We start from the raw sequence: 18,279 nt of genomic DNA on the forward strand, positions 1-18,279 counted from the left end.
GACATGAATTTCATAAAAAATAATCTTGCCAATTTATTGACGCTTGCCAATTTATTTGCGGGCTGTGTAGGTGCGATCCATCTTATTTTAGGAGATTACCAGACCACGGCCATCTGTATCATTCTTTCTTCCATTTTCGATTTTTTTGATGGGTTTGTGGCCCGTGCGGTAAAATCAAACTCCAATCTGGGACTTCAGCTGGATTCTCTGGCGGATATGGTCAGTTTCGGAGTGATTCCGGGTCTTACGATGTATAAAGCTTTGGAGCCATTCGGAAATGAAATCTTTGGACTTCATCTTCCCTTTGACATCCGTTATATTGGTCTTCTGGTAACGGTCTTTTCCTGCCTTAGATTGGCTATCTTTAACCTTGATGAGGAACAGCGTTATTATTTTAAAGGACTGAATACGCCAACCAATACGGTACTGCTTTTTGGATTGTATTATGCTTTCAAGGAAACAGGAAATTTTGGATTTTTATTTGAAAATTCATTGTTTTTAATTGTATTAACGGTTGTTACTTCATGGCTTTTGATCAGCCCGATCAAGATGATGGCGATGAAATTCAAGTCGAAAAAGCTTCAGGACAATTATCCAAAGGCTATTTTATTAGGCGGCGGAATTGCCATTCTGATGATATTTCAGATCGTAGGTATTCCCATGCTGGTTATTTATTATATATTAGTATCCCTCGTTTTTCAGAGACAACTGAAGTAGACATCAGAGGTGAGATATTATACATCAGATATAAGACTTTAGAAGCACCAGATTACTGATCATAGAATCCGTACATTTTCAAATTAAAACATTATCAAATTATAGACATGAATTTAAAACTCCATAAACCCCTTTGCATTTTTGACCTTGAAACTACAGGAACCAATATTGGAAAAGATAAGATTGTAGAAATCTGTATTTTAAAAGTCAACCCTGATGCCTCCAGAGAAAGCAAAACATGGCGTGTGAATCCTGAAATGCCAATTCCTAATGAATCCAGCGCGATCCATGGAATTTATGATGAGGATGTAAAAGATGCTCCTACCTTCAGAGATATCGCTCCAAAAGTGATGGAAATGCTTGCAGGAAGTGATTTGGGAGGATTTAATTCCAATAGATTTGATGTTCCGCTTCTGGCAGAAGAACTTCTGAGAGTAGAAATAGATTTTGACCTTAGCAAATTCAGATTGGTAGATGCACAGACCATTTTCCACAAGAAGGAGCCTAGAAATCTGGGAGCAGCCTATCAGTTCTACTGTGGTAAAGTCCTGGAAAACGCTCACTCGGCAGAAGCGGATGTGATGGCTACCTTTGAGGTACTGGATGCGCAGGTTGGAAAGTATCAGGATATTCCCAATGAAATAGCGCCTTTAAGTGAGTTTACGTTCCATAATAAGAATGCTGATCTTGCAGGATTTATCGGATACAATGATAAAAACGAGGCTGTTTTCAATTTTGGAAAATATAAAGGACAAGTGGTAAAAGCGGTTTTCCAGAAGGATCTGGGCTATTACGGATGGCTTCAGAATGCTGATTTTCCACTGTATACGAAGAAAGTCTTCACCAAAATTCAATTATCAGGTAAATTTTAAAACATGTCAAATCTCGTTCGTTTCAAATTCTACGAAACCGCCCTTGAAGCTAACAGGGACAAACAGATCCTTTCCGAAAATGGAGTCAATGGCTTTATTGCGAATGAACAGCTGATTCAGTCTGACTGGCTGCTGTCACAAGCTGTAGGTGGTATTCAGTTGCAGGTTTTTGAGGATGATCTGGAAAAGGCAAAACAAATACTACAGGATTATAACGATAATGAAGCATATTCCCTGGAAGTGGAACATACCATCAAAGATCCGGCATTTGACTTTGTCTGTCCAAAATGTGGCTCAAACCATATTTACAGGGATGACCGGGCGACCAGTTTCTTTGGGATCTCGATTTTGTCAAGCCAGAAGTTTGTATGTTATTACTGTGGTAATGAATTTACACATCCATAGAATTAAAGTTTAAAAATATTAATAAATTTCCTCGTCGTTATTGAACAGCTTGTGGATTTACAACCGGATTTCAATGACGGACACCTAAAATAATTAAGAGATATGAAAATCATTTGTATAGGAAGAAACTACAGCGAACATGCAAAAGAATTAGGAAATGAGATTCCTGAAAAACCCGTTATTTTCATGAAGCCTGACACCGCGGTTTTAAAAGGAAATGATTTTTATATTCCTGAATTTTCTAATGACGTTCACTATGAACTGGAAGTGGTTTTAAAGATTTCAAAAGGAGGAAAATACATCCGGAAAGAGGTAGCTCACAAACATTATGAAGAGATCAGCTTAGGAATAGATTTTACGGCAAGAGATCTTCAGAGTGAGCTGAAGTCTAAAGGTCTTCCGTGGGAACTGGCCAAAGGATTCGATGGTTCTGCGGTCGTGGGAAACTTTTTCAAAAAAGAAGATTACAATCTGGATGATTTAGAATTTTCTTTACTGAAGAATAAGGAAGAAGTGCAGGATGGCAATACCAAAGATATGATCTTCAGCTTTGACGACATCATCGCTTTTGCGTCTCAGTATTTTACCCTGAGAGTGGGTGATCTTATTTTTACGGGAACTCCAAAAGGGGTAGGAAAAGTAGAAGAAAATGACGTGCTGGAAGCTTATCTAAAAGATGATAAAATTCTTGATATTCGAATATTATAAGGATTTAACATAAAATTTTGGCAATTTTTTCTTATCTTTAAAATAAACAAAATTAGAGGTCATGATAAATATTGTACTACCCGTAGATTTTGGGGACAAAACGGAACAACTTGTAGAAGGCGCTATAAAATTCGCAAAACAGTTAAACGGCAAAATCTTTTTGATTCATGTCGCGCCATCAGATATTGGTTTTGCTATCGGTGATATGGGATATCAATATTTTCCTGAAGTAGAAGCTAATGAGATCAGAGCTGAACTGGTAGAGCTGAATAAGATCGAGCAAAGAATCATTGCCCACGACGTGGACTGTGAGCATCTTTTAAAACAAGGAATCGCCAAGGATACTATCCTGGAATATGCAAAGGCCAAAAATGCGGATTATATCGTCATGGGATCCCATGGAAGAAGTGGGATCTATGATGTTTTTGTAGGAAGTTTAACGAAAGGACTTACAAAAGATTCCCATATTCCGGTGTTGGTACTCCCCATCCACGACTAAAAAATACATTTTTAATTGTTAATAAAAAAACCGATCAGACCTGAGTCTCATCGGTTTTTTACTATATAACCAATTAATTAACCTTCTTTTTTATAGATCTTTGGATCGTAGTAAGGGTTCTTCCCCTCAGTTGGAGAATAATAGTCTTTATCTTTATCACCACCTAATGTTACTACTAGTACATAGCACCAGTACGTGAACAATACGCAGCAAACGGCAAATAGAATCCAGTTTAAAACATTTCCAAACGAATCAAAAAAACCGAAGGTCCATTTGAAAACTTTACTTAAGAATAACCAGAAAGACGTCATTATTTTCCTTTTTTAAATTAACTTTGTACAAATTTATAAAAAATGTTTAAATTACTTTCAAAAGAAAGCAATATTTTTTCAATTCCTGTTTATATTGGCTTTCTTCTCTTAGTAGTTATAATATTTAACATACTGAATTTCAACACTTATGAAGCCATCATTGCCGGGATAACTTTTCTGGGAATTGCATTGGGATATTTTTGTTTTCACAGCATTGCGCTCAATTATCAGACACATCTGCCTTTATTTCTTTATACCTTTTTTATTTTCGGACTTTATCCGGGAAACCTGGACATAGGAATTGCTGTTTCACTGCTTACCAATTCTTTTCTTGTTTTGCTGCTCACGAGTGCAGATGAAGACATCAGAAAGAAGTCTTATGTACTGGTAGGAGCCATCGTGGCCTTGAATTTTATTTTCCTGCCAACGACGTGGCCAATGGCGCTTTTCGTGATCATTCACGTGATTGCCACTTCTCAAAAAATAAGTTTAAATCTCTTCAGGTTTCTTTTAGGAACGATATTAATTGCATTCAGCTATTTTTCCATCATGTTCTTTTTCAGTTTTACGACGTGGAATATAGATTATTTCCCGTTTGGAAAAATGAAGCCCATGACGGATTATATTGATCTGTTTCCTTTAATTCCTATTGTCCTGATGCTGATTTATGCAGTATACGACCATTTTAAAAATTACAATAAGAAAAGCCCGATAAGCCGGTATAAATATACATTTCTGCTGGTATTTTCACTGGCCCAGCTGGTGACTATTATTCTGTACATGAATAAAAACTATGAATATTTACTGCTTCTGGCATTCCCATCGAGCATTATCCTGAGCAGGATGATGAGATTTTTGCCTAAATACTGGATGCAGGAGGTAAGCTTATGGCTTATCATTATGAGTTTGATTGCTTTTAAGGCAGGTACGTATTTTAATTTATTTTAAAGATTATGATTCAGATAGACGATAAATTGATTTCAGAGGATATATTTTCCGAAGAATTTGTTTGCAACCTTACGAAATGTAAAGGTGCATGCTGTGTGGAAGGAGATGTAGGTGCTCCGTTGGATAAGGACGAACTTGAGATTTTAGACCGTATTTTTGATAAAATAAAGCCTTATCTTACACAGGAAGGCATCAAAGCGCTTGAAGAACAGGGAACATGGACCACAGATCCGCAGGACGGAATGTACGTAACGCCCATGGTGGAAGACCGCGAATGTGCTTATGTAACTTTCGATGAAAAAGGAATTACAAAATGTGGTATTGAAAAGGCTTATGAGGACGGTGCTGTAGACTGGCAAAAGCCGATTTCGTGCCACCTTTATCCGATCCGTATTACAGAATATTCCACTTTCACAGCGCTTAACTACCACGAATGGAATGTGTGCAGTGATGCCTGTGCGCTGGGGAAAGAATTGCAGGTTCCTGTCTATAAGTTTCTGAAAACTCCACTGACCAGAAAATATGGTGAGGAGTTCTACGGCGTTTTAAGTGAAGCCGCTGAGGAATGGAAAAAAGCCTATGGCTCTTAAATAAAGAAAAACCGCAGACTGATCTGCGGTTTTTTTTATCAATTATTCTGAAAAATATTATTTAACGACTGTTGCTCCTACCACTGCAGGTTTTGCATCAGCTTTTTTAGTATTTTCCCATCCGTCTTCCGGCATCAAGGTCGCTGTGATTTTACCTTTGGCAAGGTATTTTTTAGCCACATCCTGAAGGTCTTTCACGGTAAGCGCTTTTACTTTTTCCTGATAGTTCAGGATGTCATATTTATCGCTGCCATCCAACTGATTTTTAGCAAGAGCACTCATCCAGAACATATTGTCCTTAAGTTCTGTTTTGTTGTCATTGTACTCCCCTTCTTTGTATTTGTCAAGATCTTTTTGCTCAGGACCTTTATCAATAAGTTTCTGAAGCTCAGCCACTGCACTTTTTGTAAGTTTCTCTGCATTTTCAGGTCCACATGGGAAACTGATGCTGAAATTGTATGTACTGTAAGGAATCTTGTTCATACTTCCTCTGGCTCCACCGCCATAAATTCCGCTTTCATCTTCTCTAAGTTTTTCAATTACTTTGATGGTAGCCACTTCTCCAAGAGCTGAAAGAGCTAAAGCTTCTTTTTCATTATAAGGGGTTTCTCCGCTGTAAGAGATGGTGACCATACTCTTAGGGTCTTTTCCTTTTTTATAGACTTTTGAATAATCTCCGGTCATCTGTCTGTATCCGGTATCTTTAAATGTTGTTGTTTTTCCTGATGTCGGAAGTCCACCGATATACTGAAGTACCTGTTCTTTTAATTTTGCTTCATCAATATTTCCTACAAAATAGAACTGGAAGTTTCCGGCATTGGCAAATTTCTCTTTATAGATATCGTACGCTTTTTTATAATCTGTATTCGCCCAGTCTTTTTCCATCGGGAATAATCCAATGAATCTCGGGTTCTTCTGATTCATAAATTTCGCATGCTCATTGGAGAAATAAGCCTGAGGATTAGACAACAGGTTATCCAGCATGGCAGACTGCTTTTCTTTGTAGGCATTGAATGCTGCAGGGTTGTAATTTAAACCTGTAAAATAAGCATACGTAAGCTCCATAGCCGTCCCTAAATCTTTCTGGGAAGTTCTTCCTGAAATCCCTTCAAAATATGGTCCAATCATAGGATTGACACTCACCTGCTTTCCGGCAAGATAGTTGGTAAGATCTGCTTTTGAGAATCCGCCCACTCCTGCTTCAGATAATGCTCCAAAAGCAAACTGAGTTTTGATAAAGTCTGCATCGGAGATCAGGGAGTTTCCTCCTAAACTTCTTGCAGAAAATACGATTTCGTCATCTTTGAAATCTGTCTTTTTGAAAGTCACTTTAGCTCCGTTGCTTAGCGTCCAGGTTGTTGTTCCCAGTTTAGCATCAGTTTCAGTCTTGGTAATCTTCCCTTCTGATTTGAAAGGTTTTATTAAATTTTTGATGGCTGCTTTTTCTTCGTACGGCTTAAGGTCTGCCATTTTTACAGCTTCGAATGTATTAAGAACCATGGCTTCTGTAGGCATGGTAACGTTGTCTTTCTTTGGCCCGGTCATCACAATCACTCTGCTGTCATCTTTCACCAATTTCTTGATCACGTCGTTGGTCTGTGCGAGAGTAACTTTAGGAAGGAATGATTTTGTATCTTCATATTCCCATGCAATTCCCGGCATCGGTTCCTGCTCCAGAAAGTTTCTTACATATTCGTCTACCAGCATATCACTTTCTGTCTTGTCCCTGTTGTTGTAAGACCTTTCAAGGTTGGACAGCGTCTGTGCTTTCGCTCTGTCCAGCTCAGACTGGGTAAATCCAAATCTTTTTGCTCTTTCTACTTCTTCCAAAAGAACTTTCAAAGCGTTCAGCTGATTTCCTTCCTTTACCACAGCAAATCCCTGGAAAGCTTCCTTACTTCTTGCATACGTTCCTCCATGATATACAGATCCGAAGGTAAAAGGTGGATTGTTTGAGTTAATCAGTTCTTTTAATCTGTTATTCAGCATTGCGGTAGAAAGACCTTCTATAATACTCTGGTTGTACTGTTCAACAGTAACATCAGGCTTGTAAGCTTCCGCATCTTTCATAATAAACTGAACCATTGAACTTGTAGCATCAGGATCTGTCTCTATTGCTACTAATGTTTCTTTATGGTTGGGAAGATCAAAGACTTTTCTTTCTTTTGGTTTAGAAGGATTTTTATATTTGCTGAAGTTGTCTTTGATTTTCTTTTCAACTTCGTCTACATTGATATCTCCTACCACTATGATCGCCATGAGGTCCGGTCTGTACCAGTCCTGGTGGAATTTTCTGATGACATCCGGCTTAAAATTTTCCAGCACCTCTTTTTTACCGATCGGAAGTCTGTCTGCATATTGAGATTGATACAATAGTTTAGGAAGATATTTATCGGCCATTCTTTTGTCAGCGCCAAGACCCAGTCTCAGTTCTTCCAGAACTACCCCTCTTTCTTTGTTGATCTGTTCATCGGAAAGTGTAGCATTAAATGCCCAGTCTTCCATTACTTTCAGACCTGCATCCAGGTTTCCTGGTTTATCCAGCGGAACGGGAAGCATGTATACCGTTTCGTCAAAACTTGTGTAAGCATTCAGGTGCTGTCCGAATTTTACTCCGATAGACTGTAGAAAATCTACCAGTTTGTTGTCCGGAAAATTCTTGGTTCCATTGAAGTTCATGTGCTCCATAAAGTGCGCCAAACCTCTCTGATTTTCATCTTCAAGAATAGATCCTGCATTGATGGCCAGACGGAAATCTACTTTCTTTTCAGGTAATGTGTTTTTTTTGATATAGTACTTCATTCCGTTGGGAAGAGTACCGATTTTCACAGAAGCATCCACGGGGATATTCTGTCCGAAAACATTTGAAGACATCAGGAAGATGACCGCAAATGATGATAAAACTTTCTTCATGTAATTTGAATTTATTTTCGTGCTAAAAATATCAATTATTCACCAGCTGAAGAAGTGTTAAAATTCATATCATAGTTAAATTTGAGTTAAAATTAAAAAGGCAACAAAAAAGCCGGAAAATATCCGGCTTTTGTACTGCAAAATGACAGTTTTTATTTAAAATCAGCATCTGAAACGCCCGTGTTTAAAACAACTTTTGTAGTTTTTATCGTCACTTTCTGCCCTTTTCCTTCAATATCAACTTCGGAAGGGAATTTCAAACCTTCTACAGTCAGATAATCTTTCACAATCACATTCCCCTCTCCTACCGTAGATTTGTATAAAAGGCCGGTTGAGGCATCAAAGTAAAATTTTCCTTTTTCTGAAGATAATACATTATAATCTTTTCCATCCACTTTTTCTACGGTAACCGATTGAAAGCCTGCAGGATCAAAGGCCAATGCTTCTACAGTTTTTCCTTTTTTCAGTTCAGCGATATTATCGGCAGGAAAATCAGTTTTCTGGCCTGCTCTTTCTATGTATCCTTTTTCACCGTCAAAAAACTGGGTTACCTTTTGTCCCATTGCGGTTTGTACAGATTTGAATTTATTGCCCTGTTTCATGGTGCTCATGGTAATATCCATCCCCTGAACACTAAGAGTATTGTCTACTACCGTAGATTTTACGGCTTCTAATTTGGCCTTTCCTCCTAAAGCTTTGAAGTAATTATCAATGACTTCTTTGGGTGCAAGTTTAGATTTCACGACTTCCGTCTTTGCGGGAGCTGCGGTGGTCTGCTGAGCTGCTGCCGGTACTGAAAACAATACGGCACAGAAAAACGGAATGATGATCTTTTTCATATCTATAATAAATTTAAGGATGTAAATATATGAATAATGACTCCAATAAATTTAACAAAGTATTTTTACAGGGAATACCGGATCATTCCTGTCCGGATCCATTAAGATTTTTTAAGAAAACAAAAATTAATCAAAGAGAATGAGGCAGATAGAAACTGCTTCAAGATCGATAATGGGCACTAGGCAAAAATAAAAAAAACCTCCGATTGCTCGGAGGTTTTCAAATATTTATATCGAAATAAATTATTTCTTAAGTTCTTCTAAAAACTCGTCGTGAGAGATTTTAGTTTCTTTTTTCCCTCCTTTTTCAAGGATTACATCTTTCAGTTTAGCCATCGCTACTTCAGAAGAAATTTGTCTTACCTGCTCCTGGTCTTTCAACATTTCAACAGCGTATTTCTGGATTTCTTCATCCCCTAAGTGGTGGATTCCGTAGATTGCCAACTGGTTTTTCACCAACTGCTCAGCCTGTGCCAATACATCAGCATAGTCTAACTTGATTTCGTTATCAGTCATTAATTTACCTTCAATGATCTGGTATCTTAGCTGACTTTTCTCTGCTTCAAGAATTTCTTTAGCCTGCTCTTCAGACTGAATATTCTGGTTAGAGAATAACAACCATTTTACCAAGAAAGCTTCAGGAAGTTTCACTTCTTCTTTTTCAGTAACCTGCTCCAATACTTTATTCACATAGTGAACGTCAGCATTTTGCTGGAAATACTCATCCAATTCAGATTTTACTTTTTCTTTAAGCTCTTCTTCAGAGGTAATAGTCCCTTCTCCGTATACTTTGTCGAATAACTCCTGGTTCAGTTCAGCTAAGTTCAATGCATAGAAATCTTTTACTTTAACTTCTACTTCAGCATGGTGTAGATGCTCAACTTCTTCTTTAGTGAATCCTAATTCTTTAGCCAGTTCTTCGTCACCTGCAAGAGTTTCTTTAGATACTTTTACAGAACCGTCCATTTTCAAAGCTTTTACCAATTTGAAAGCTTCTTTGTTTTCAGCAGTAATGGTAACGTTCTTTGGCTGGTGGTGGTGCTCTCCTTCAGCATCTTCTTCTACAACCTGAGAAATTTCTAAAGCTACATAAGAATCTTTACCGATTTTATCCTGAGGAACCTGCTCCGCAAAACGCTTCTGCATGTTCTCAATGCTCTTTGTGATTTCCTTGTCAGAAGCCTCTACTTTATAGTGAGGAGCTTCATATTTAGCTAAATCTATAGTGAATTCAGGCTCATATCCTACTTCGAAACCAACTTCAATTTGATCAGCGTTGTAGTCCAACTGGTTTACTGGCTGAGGAACAGGCTGTCCAACTAATCTTAACTTGTTGTCGTTAACATAATTGTTCAATGCGTCAGAAACCTGTTTGTTGATTTCTTCGAATGCAATACCTGCTTCATATTGTTTTTTAACCATACTCAAAGGCACTTTCCCTTTTCTGAAACCAGGAACTTGCGCATTTTTAGCATAATTAATCAACTGCTTGTCTACTTTTTCTTTGTAGTCAGATTTTTCCAATGTCACTGTAAGTAATGCACTTACGTCATCATGGTTTTGTGCGGTAACCTTCATTATTGATTAAAATTTTAGGTTGCAAAAATATGAAAATTTTATGAGAATAACCTACTTCTAATCAATTCTTAGTCCTCAAATGTTGATAAATAAAAAACCGCTGAAAATATCAGCGGTTCTATCCTTAGGTAAGTATTTCTAATTACTTAGATTATAAGTAGCTTCTGCGTCAGTTTCTCCTCCTACTACACTTCCCCAGGCCGTTCCAACCTTTACTTCATTTACACTCTGAGGCTCATGAATAAGGGTTAATTTCAGGAACGGAGAAGTTCCGTCCACCGCTTTTACAACATCCCATTTTGTTTTCAACCCCACTCTTTTTCCATCTTTTCTAAGATCATTTCCGTCCAGTCTGGTAACGGCAATGTTGGATTTCGGAAAGTCGAAAATAAGGAAATGCTCATCTTTAGCCTCAATGATTTCGTTGGTAGCGTCCTCATTTCCGTTTCTGAATTTTGCTTCCACAGTATAGGATTTCCCGTCTTTCAGAGGAATTGTAGGAATACCTCCTGCTCCGATACTGTAATTATATTCGATCGCTGTAGATCCCGGCGTGTCTTCTTTCACCAACAAAATAATATTGGTAAGTTCTTCCTGAGGAAGATCATCTTCTGCTACAGAACCGTCTCTCTGACAAGAAATAACAGTGATTGTAATGAATAAAACAGCTAGTAATCTGATAATATTTTTAGTATTGAATAGTTTGTTCATTTTTAGAATTTTAAGTTTGTAAAATTGTAATGTAATATTTTTCTGAATCCTTAGAATTTGTATCTAAAGTTTAAAATAAAGTTTCTTCCTGCCTCATCCGCAAAGAACCTCAAACGGTTCAGGTAATCTCTGTAAGAAGTATTGAAGAGATTGTTGACGATAAGCCCTGCAGAAAGATTTTTGCTGATATTGATTCCTGTTTGCACGTTCCAAAGAGAATAGCTGTTGGGTGGCGTACTCAAATCAATGGTTTTATCCACCAATTCGCCGTCCACATATACTTCCAGCGGAACATTTCGGACAGGGAATCTGGTTTGTTTCAGAGAGGTTTGATTTTCAACGGTAAAATAGAAGTTATTCCATTTTTCCTTTTTAAACTGTAATGCGTTGGAGAAATTCGGTGGCATCATCAGAATCAAAGGTTCATGGTTGGTATCATCCTGTCCGTGAACGTAACTTCCTTTTCCCACATAGGTAAGGTCATCCGTAAGTTTCCAGTTGATATCAAGGTCTACCCCGTACATCCTGGCATCGATCTGCTGATAGGCCCACTCGGGAAATACCCCTCTGATTGTTCCCTTGATTCCCACAGGAACCTGATTGATAAAGTTTTTAGTGATAAAAAAATAGGGGTTTACAGAAATATTCAGTCCTTTCAAGACATTGAATTTTGAGTCTACTGTTAAGTTAAACTGATGTCCCTCTTCATTTTTCAATGCCATATCTCCGGTTTCGATCACTCCTGCAGAATGGTGTAATCCGTCCGAAAATAACTCTGCAACATTCGGCGATCTGCCCACTTTTGCATAGTTAAATTTCAGATCAAAATTTGATCCCGGGCGGTATTCCAAACCTGCATTAAAGGAAACATTATTGTAATTAAGCTGGGGACGCGTCAGAATTCTGTTTTGGCTTTTCTTCACATAAAATTGAGGATAGGTGTCGGCATATAATTTTTCCCAGTCATTTTGATCATACCATTTGGTCACATCATAACGGGTGAAATCATATCTTGCGCCAGCCTCGAAATTAAATTTAGAAGACATCTTATATTTAAATACGGAATAAGCTCCTGCAGAATATTTATCATAATTAGGAATCAAACGTCTCGCTTTTGTCGCAGGATCTGAATAATTGTTTTGAAAACCTGCATCAATTCCTGTTTCCAGAGACCATTTGCCTCTTTCCAATAAATCATTAAGGTTAAACTGATGAGTCATCAGCTCTAAATCTAAAGAAGGGATATCATTCAGTTCACCTCTCCGGATATCATATTCCTGTCTGTGATTGTACTGATAACTGTAGGTTGCTGACAGTTTTCCAATATTTTCAAATCTTTTAAAAGCTGAAACTTTTGCAATATGATGCTCCACAACCTGTCTTGGATTATCAATATCATAACTGAATTTTCCTGAGTAAACAGGTGGATTTGCCGTCATTGCCCTGTCATAATCCCCGGAAGTAGAAACGTGCGAATCTCTCAAAATTCCTATATTCTGGTTCGTCAGGTAATAGTCAAATGAAATTCCTTTTTCATAACTGTTGTTCTGAACCGTAAAATTGAAAGAAGAAAAATCCATTCCCGTATTCTTCAGATTATAATCGGGAGCACTCTGATCTCCTAATTTTTTGACACTGCCGCGGGATTTCACAGCCCATCCGTTTTTCCAGACTTTAGCAACATCTACATCCAGTCCCAGCCCTCTGCCATTTGAGATCCCTGTAAGTCCGACCGACCCTTTAATCGTGTCTTTTTTAGGAAAAATTTCAGGTTCCAGCACCACCACTCCTCCGATAGCATCACTTCCGTATTTCAATGCAGAAGCTCCTTTGATCACATCGATGTGCTGAAAATTATTAATATCAACATTGGGAGCATGCTCTACTCCCCATTCCTGTTCTGCAAGCTTTACTCCGTTGTTCAAAATAGAAATTCTGCTTCCATACAAGCCGTGAATAACAGGTTTTGAAATATTATTCCCTGTTTTTAAAGTGGCAACCCCAGAAATTTTTGATAATAAGTTCCCCAGGTTATCGGTAGAATTCCTCTCGATTTCAGATCTATCTAAGGTTTTAATGATCAGAGAACCATTAGATTTATGACTCCCATGAATGGTCACCGTTTCTATATCATGGCTGTGGTGCTCTAACTTAATGACCAATTGTAAATCCTGACCAACTTCTATATTTTCAGTATAATCATTACAATCAGGATGTTTGGCAATGAGCGTATATTTTCCCGCAGGAATTTTATTCAGTATAAACTTACCTTTAGTATCGGTTTTAGCAGTAAATCCACCGATATTCACCACCGCATTTTGCAGCATGGTTTTATCATGAAAATCATGAACAGTTCCTTCTACAGTATACGTTTTTTGTGCATTTATCAACGTCAGTCCACATAGAACCAACATCAGACTATATATCAATTTCATTGTCTATAGATTGATTGCGTACCTTTTACAGGTACATTTTTTTTGTAAAAATTTGTTGAATGGGTTTGTTTTTAAATTGTAAAATGTACAATGTAAAAAGTAGTAATAATTGATGTGTAAGATATTAGATAACCGCTTTCAGATGTATACATTCATTTATAATCCTGAAAATTCAAAATCCTGAATCACTGAACGTGCATCCTGAAACCTAAATGAGAATAGTATTCGTACTTAAGACCTCCGAAAACTTCCATTTCCCAGTCTTAAAAACACTTATCCCGTACGTCTTATCTCGAATTCCGAAAACCAGGAACCCGAACATCCAACAGCTATCAAACAATAGCTTTAAACCCAAAATATTGAACTTTAAAATCAATTAAAGCCTATAAAAATCTATGATTTATGAAATTGAGGGAGGCCCCCGAAGCTGAAAAGTGAATTTGGTCTGAGACCATATTTTTTCCTGAACGGCCATCACCTGTTTTACTTCGTGCGTAAAATGTTCGAAAGTAAAATTGTATTCGTCAGGAACCAGTGTATGTCCTGTAGCTAAGAAATGACACGCGAGACAATCGCCGGGCTTTTCTTTAGCCGAAGTTTTGGTCATGGCATGTTCTGTCTTCTTGAGATTGAAACTCTTAAAGTAGTCGACAGCGTCATGGTGGTGAAAACTTTGAGAAAACAGTGCAATGAAGTAAATCCCAAACAAAAGTTTGGAAATAAAGTTCTTCAGATTTCTGCTTTCCTTAAAAATCATTTTGTAAAATTATAAAAATAATTTAAGTTTTAAATTAAGTTTTGGTTAAACACTTCATTAAAACTGTTCAATACGTCGGTAAAAGTAGTTTTTTGTTACAAAAAGATACTTTGACAGAGGTAATTATTTTTTTATTTATTTTTTTTATAGTAAAAAATCCTTCGGCTTCGCTCGGGGTGACATTCCTAATACCAACTGTAATTTACTGTGATAGCCACAAAAATAAAAAACGTATTATTTTAAAACTGTCATCCTGAGCAGAGCCGAAGGATCTATATCTCTTGTTATTTTGTATCATAATTGGATATTGAAGAAGTTGTAAAATGCAAAATATAAGATTTAAATATCCTTGTTATCCGCAAATCAATTTCAATTCCTCCATTCATGAAAATCTGCCATACTTAAGCCAGCTGAGAACCTAAATGCTCCCATTCCTGTAAAGCAACTTCCAGTTCTTCTTTGGTTTTATTATATTTTTCCAAAGTTTCTTCAGAAGGGTTTTCTTTTGTAAAAGTAGCTTCCATAGTTTCAATTTCAGACTCCAGTTCAGAAATTTTTTCTTCTACTTTCTTTAATTTATTCTGAATATTTTTTTGTTCCTTGCTGACAATCGTTGATTTTTCTTCGACCTTCACTTCTTTCGGAGCTGGTTTTACCTCAACCTTTACATCTTCACTGTGAAGTTTTGCTTTTTCAGCAGAAATTTCTCTAAGCGTTTCCTTTTGTCTGTATTCAAGATATTCGCCAACACTTCCCAGGAATTCTTTCATTCTTCCGTCACGGAATTCATAAATCTTATCACAAAGTCCATCCAGGAATTCTCTGTCGTGAGAAATCACGATCAATGTTCCCTGAAAGTTCTGTAAGGCCAGTTTGATAATTTCCTTAGACTGAATATCAAGGTGGTTGGTAGGCTCATCCATGATCAGCGTGTTGAATGGACGAAGCAGTAATTTACAAAGCGCCAGACGGTTTCTTTCTCCTCCGGAAAGCACTTTTGTTTTTTTGGAAACAGCTTCTCCTTGAAATAGGAAAGATCCTAATAAATCTCTTACCCTGGGTCTGGTTTCTTCTGTTGCTGCATCTTCAGCTTCTTCTAAAACGGTTTTATTGGGGGTCAGTACTTCTTCCTGATTTTGGGCAAAGTATCCGATGTTGACGTTGTGTCCTAAATTCCAGGTTCCTGAATAATCCTTAATTTCTCCGGCAAGAATTTTTGCCAACGTAGTTTTTCCCTGTCCGTTCTGTCCTAAAAGGGCAATTCTGTCTCCTCTCTGAACAATAAAGTCTACATCATCAAAAATTTGTTTTTTTCCGTATGCTTTCCCTAAATGCTCAGCTTCAAAAATTACTTTTCCGGGAACCATAGATTGTACGAAACGGATGTTGAATTTGGAAACATCTTCATTATCCACTTCAATACGCTCGATTTTATCTAATTTTTTAATAAGGGACTGTGCGAAGGAAGCTTTGGTAGCACTTGCACGGAACTTATTGATGTTATCCTCCATCTGCTTGATCTCTGCATCCTGGTTCTTTTTGGCCCCGATGAGTTTCTCGCGGCGTTCTTCACGCATGATCAGATATTTGGAGTAATTCGCTTTATAATCGTCAACTTTTTTATTATTGATATCGAAAGTCCTGTTGCAGACCGCGGTCATAAACTGCTTATCGTGACTTACCAGAACGATGGCTCCGGGATAGTCTTTCAGGAAGTTTTCCAGCCAGATAATGGATTCCATATCCAGGTGGTTGGTAGGCTCATCGAGAAGCATGATATCATTTTTCTGAAGCAGTAGTTTAGCCAGTTCAATTCTCATTCTCCAGCCTCCGGAAAATTCGTCGGTGATTTTTTGGAAATCATCCGCTCTGAATCCTAAACCGAACAATACTTTTTCCATATCGCCTTCAAGATTGTAAGCGTCATGGTTCATCAGAAGATCGTTCAGCTCTGTCATTTTATTGATCAGATCCGTGTACGCATCACTTTCATAATCTGTTCTTACGGCCATCTGATGATTTACCTCTTCCAGTTCGTTTTTCCAGGCATTGATTTGCTCAAAGGCCTGCATGGTTTCAGCCCATACGGTTCTTCCTTTGACGAAATCCAGATCCTGCTTCAGGAAACCAATGGTAGCACCTCCCTCGCGAACGACAGTTCCTTCGTAGAAATTAATTTCCCCTGAAAGCATTTTCAATAAAGTGGATTTCCCCGCTCCATTTTTTCCCACGAGACCAACTTTGTCATCCTTTTTAATGGTGAAATTGGTATTTTGAAACAGATAGTTTCCCGAATGATGTAATCCTAAACCTTGAACAGAAAGCATTTTATTAAATAAAAATTAGTGATGAATAATGAATTTTCGGGTGCAAAAGTACGGAAAAAGAAATGAATAGGCCAGAAATAAAAACAGACTCCCTGACAGCACGGCTTTTGGAACAACAAAAAGGGATGCCCTGCCAGACATCCCTTCATAACCTAAATTTAAAACTGAAAAGTACTAACGTTATTTTATCTAATTCTGTTCTGCCGCAAAGGATCTTATCTCTATTGTACGGCTCCAGATATCATTATTCGGAACATTGGTTCCATACAGAAAGTCTGCTACAAAACTGTCTTCAGGGAGGTGCAGTTCAGTAAGAAGTTTGGTATGGATTCCCCGGTCTACAGAGGTACTGCTGGGTACATTCAGACCATTATTGATCAGCTCTGCCTCAATCTCATCTGCCGATCTTTTTAACATATCAGCACTATACATTCCAAAATTGGCTGAAATATGAGTATAATCTGCGAAACCTGAATAATCATACTTAGGTTTCATATCCAGTGAAAAACTTTCCACATAGGCTGCAAGGTGGGTATAGAAATCTGAAAGGAAAGTATCATCTGTAATTTCTAACCCTGACCGGGAAAGATCTGTGCTGAAAATCCCTGCCATGACATTATTGGTTTCCTGCAACATTACTTTTCCGTATACAATGGGAAGGGTATTCAAGATTACTTCTCTGGAAACGTAAGCCTGGGAAAGGACAACTCCTTTTTCAATCTGAAATCCGGAAAGCAGGGCGTCCCATATTTTATTTCCTTCAGCATCGGTTTTTGCAGTTCTTACATCAGAAACATAATCTTCAAGGTCATTGGTATTAATAAAATCTGTAGAAATATATACGGAATGCGGTGCCTGAAGATAGCCACCTCCTACATCAGCGTGAGCGCCGGGAACGAAAACTTCTTTCCAGACCGATCCTGAAGTTTCGGTTTTGGTATCCTGCATACTTTTTGAATTTTCAAAAAAACCGGTGAGCGGGAAAAAGAAGCGGCATTCATTGACTGCACAGATATGGAGGGCATTTTCCACTTCCTGCGGAAGATTCATATCATAGGTGTTGAATGGTTTGGATTCAACCGTATCAAAAACACCGAGAAATTTTATGGTTATATTTGCTGATGGATATTTTGTTACCAGCTGATTACAGAACTCTCTGGCAAGCATACTTCCTCTGCTGAATCCATAGATATAAAAGTGATACTCTGTATTTCCGTCGCCCAAGATATTCTGTACAAAACGATCTGCTTTGTCTAATTTGTCGTCGGAAGAATATCCCTGTCCATCAGGAGGATTGGCGCATGTTGCCATTGCAAAATTGCTATCTTCACCGCCAGTGACAGTTCCTATACCTTCGACATATATTTTACTGTTTGCTTTAAATAAATTAAATAATTTATAGATATTGGTAGGAGCTCCTTTATAGCTTTCATTATTTTGTAAAGGCCTTTCAGATGAAGAAGCATTGATCCCGTTATTTCCTGTTCCGTCAAAAAAGATTCCGACAGATAGTATTGTATCGTTTTCCATCGCAGTGTTTTGCTTTAGTTATTAAAAAATTCCCTCTGCTTTTTGATTGTTGTGTTCTACTTTAAATCCTGTAAAACTTATTTTTCAAATTAACGGAAGAAGGAAGAGCAATACTAGCGTGAAAAATACCAAATAAAAA

Annotated in this window: 16 protein-coding genes; 7 read left to right on the forward strand and 9 right to left on the reverse strand. The window is 37.7% G+C overall.

Annotated elements, in window-relative coordinates; all coding sequences use genetic code 11:
- The first annotated feature begins 3 nt into the window (after positions 1-3).
- The 5 genes from BUC06_RS16905 to BUC06_RS16925 all read left to right on the forward strand — a co-directional run bounded on the left by BUC06_RS16905 (position 4) and on the right by BUC06_RS16925 (position 3,201).
- Complete coding sequence (locus BUC06_RS16905; RefSeq protein WP_073335190.1) at positions 4-717, forward strand: CDP-alcohol phosphatidyltransferase family protein; 714 nt, start codon at positions 4-6, stop codon at positions 715-717.
- A gap of 107 nt (positions 718-824) precedes the next feature.
- Positions 825-1,589, forward strand: a complete 765-nt coding sequence (locus tag BUC06_RS16910; protein WP_073335191.1) for a 3'-5' exonuclease — start codon at positions 825-827, stop codon at positions 1,587-1,589.
- 3 nt (positions 1,590-1,592) lie between these two features.
- Positions 1,593-1,994, forward strand: coding sequence for a putative signal transducing protein (locus BUC06_RS16915; protein WP_073335192.1), 402 nt, complete (start codon positions 1,593-1,595; stop codon positions 1,992-1,994).
- Positions 1,995-2,096: 102 nt separating this feature from the next.
- The gene (locus BUC06_RS16920) at positions 2,097-2,702 is read left to right on the forward strand and encodes a fumarylacetoacetate hydrolase family protein (protein ID WP_073335193.1); all 606 of its coding nucleotides are present in this window, start codon (positions 2,097-2,099) and stop codon (positions 2,700-2,702) included.
- A 61-nt stretch (positions 2,703-2,763) separates the two neighbouring features.
- Entirely contained in the window at positions 2,764-3,201 is a 438-nt protein-coding gene (locus BUC06_RS16925; protein WP_073335194.1) for a universal stress protein, read from the forward strand.
- Between the two features lie 77 nt (positions 3,202-3,278).
- Here BUC06_RS16925 and BUC06_RS16930 read toward each other — a convergent pair whose 3' ends face one another.
- The gene (locus tag BUC06_RS16930) at positions 3,279-3,512 is read right to left on the reverse strand and encodes a DUF6341 family protein (RefSeq protein WP_073335195.1); all 234 of its coding nucleotides are present in this window, start codon (positions 3,510-3,512) and stop codon (positions 3,279-3,281) included.
- A 42-nt stretch (positions 3,513-3,554) separates the two neighbouring features.
- On the opposite strand from BUC06_RS16930, the gene BUC06_RS16935 reads away from it, so the two are divergent.
- Together BUC06_RS16935 and BUC06_RS16940 are read left to right on the forward strand one after the other, a co-directional pair.
- Positions 3,555-4,460 (forward strand): DUF6427 family protein, encoded by a 906-nt coding sequence (locus tag BUC06_RS16935; RefSeq protein ID WP_073335196.1) that lies wholly within the window; start codon positions 3,555-3,557, stop codon positions 4,458-4,460.
- Positions 4,461-4,465: 5 nt separating this feature from the next.
- The gene (locus BUC06_RS16940; protein ID WP_073335197.1) at positions 4,466-5,050 is read left to right on the forward strand and encodes a DUF3109 family protein; all 585 of its coding nucleotides are present in this window, start codon (positions 4,466-4,468) and stop codon (positions 5,048-5,050) included.
- A 57-nt stretch (positions 5,051-5,107) separates the two neighbouring features.
- On the opposite strand, the gene BUC06_RS16945 is transcribed toward BUC06_RS16940, so the two are convergent.
- From BUC06_RS16945 to BUC06_RS16980, 8 genes are all read right to left on the reverse strand, one after another.
- Positions 5,108-7,963 (reverse strand): M16 family metallopeptidase, encoded by a 2,856-nt coding sequence (locus tag BUC06_RS16945; RefSeq protein ID WP_073335198.1) that lies wholly within the window; start codon positions 7,961-7,963, stop codon positions 5,108-5,110.
- Between the two features lie 152 nt (positions 7,964-8,115).
- Positions 8,116-8,802, reverse strand: a complete 687-nt coding sequence (locus tag BUC06_RS16950; RefSeq protein ID WP_073335199.1) for a hypothetical protein — start codon at positions 8,800-8,802, stop codon at positions 8,116-8,118.
- A 243-nt stretch (positions 8,803-9,045) separates the two neighbouring features.
- Positions 9,046-10,380 (reverse strand): trigger factor, encoded by a 1,335-nt coding sequence (locus BUC06_RS16955; protein WP_073335200.1) that lies wholly within the window; start codon positions 10,378-10,380, stop codon positions 9,046-9,048.
- 138 nt (positions 10,381-10,518) lie between these two features.
- Positions 10,519-11,091, reverse strand: a complete 573-nt coding sequence (locus BUC06_RS16960) for a hypothetical protein (RefSeq protein ID WP_073335201.1) — start codon at positions 11,089-11,091, stop codon at positions 10,519-10,521.
- Between the two features lie 50 nt (positions 11,092-11,141).
- Entirely contained in the window at positions 11,142-13,526 is a 2,385-nt protein-coding gene (locus BUC06_RS16965; protein WP_073335202.1) for a TonB-dependent receptor, read from the reverse strand.
- A gap of 400 nt (positions 13,527-13,926) precedes the next feature.
- Positions 13,927-14,283 (reverse strand): hypothetical protein, encoded by a 357-nt coding sequence (locus tag BUC06_RS16970; protein WP_073335203.1) that lies wholly within the window; start codon positions 14,281-14,283, stop codon positions 13,927-13,929.
- A gap of 401 nt (positions 14,284-14,684) precedes the next feature.
- On the reverse strand, positions 14,685-16,610 hold the full coding sequence (locus tag BUC06_RS16975; RefSeq protein WP_073335204.1) for an ABC-F family ATP-binding cassette domain-containing protein: 1,926 nt from the start codon (positions 16,608-16,610) through the stop codon (positions 14,685-14,687).
- A gap of 189 nt (positions 16,611-16,799) precedes the next feature.
- Positions 16,800-18,140 carry a T6SS phospholipase effector Tle1-like catalytic domain-containing protein gene (locus BUC06_RS16980; RefSeq protein ID WP_073335205.1) on the reverse strand — a complete coding sequence of 447 codons (1,341 nt, stop codon included), beginning with the start codon at positions 18,138-18,140 and terminating at the stop codon, positions 16,800-16,802.
- Positions 18,141-18,279 lie beyond the last annotated feature (139 nt).

Origin of the sequence: Chryseobacterium carnipullorum, assembly GCF_900142785.1 — a bacterium.
Classification (GTDB): Bacteria; Bacteroidota; Bacteroidia; order Flavobacteriales; family Weeksellaceae; genus Chryseobacterium; species Chryseobacterium carnipullorum.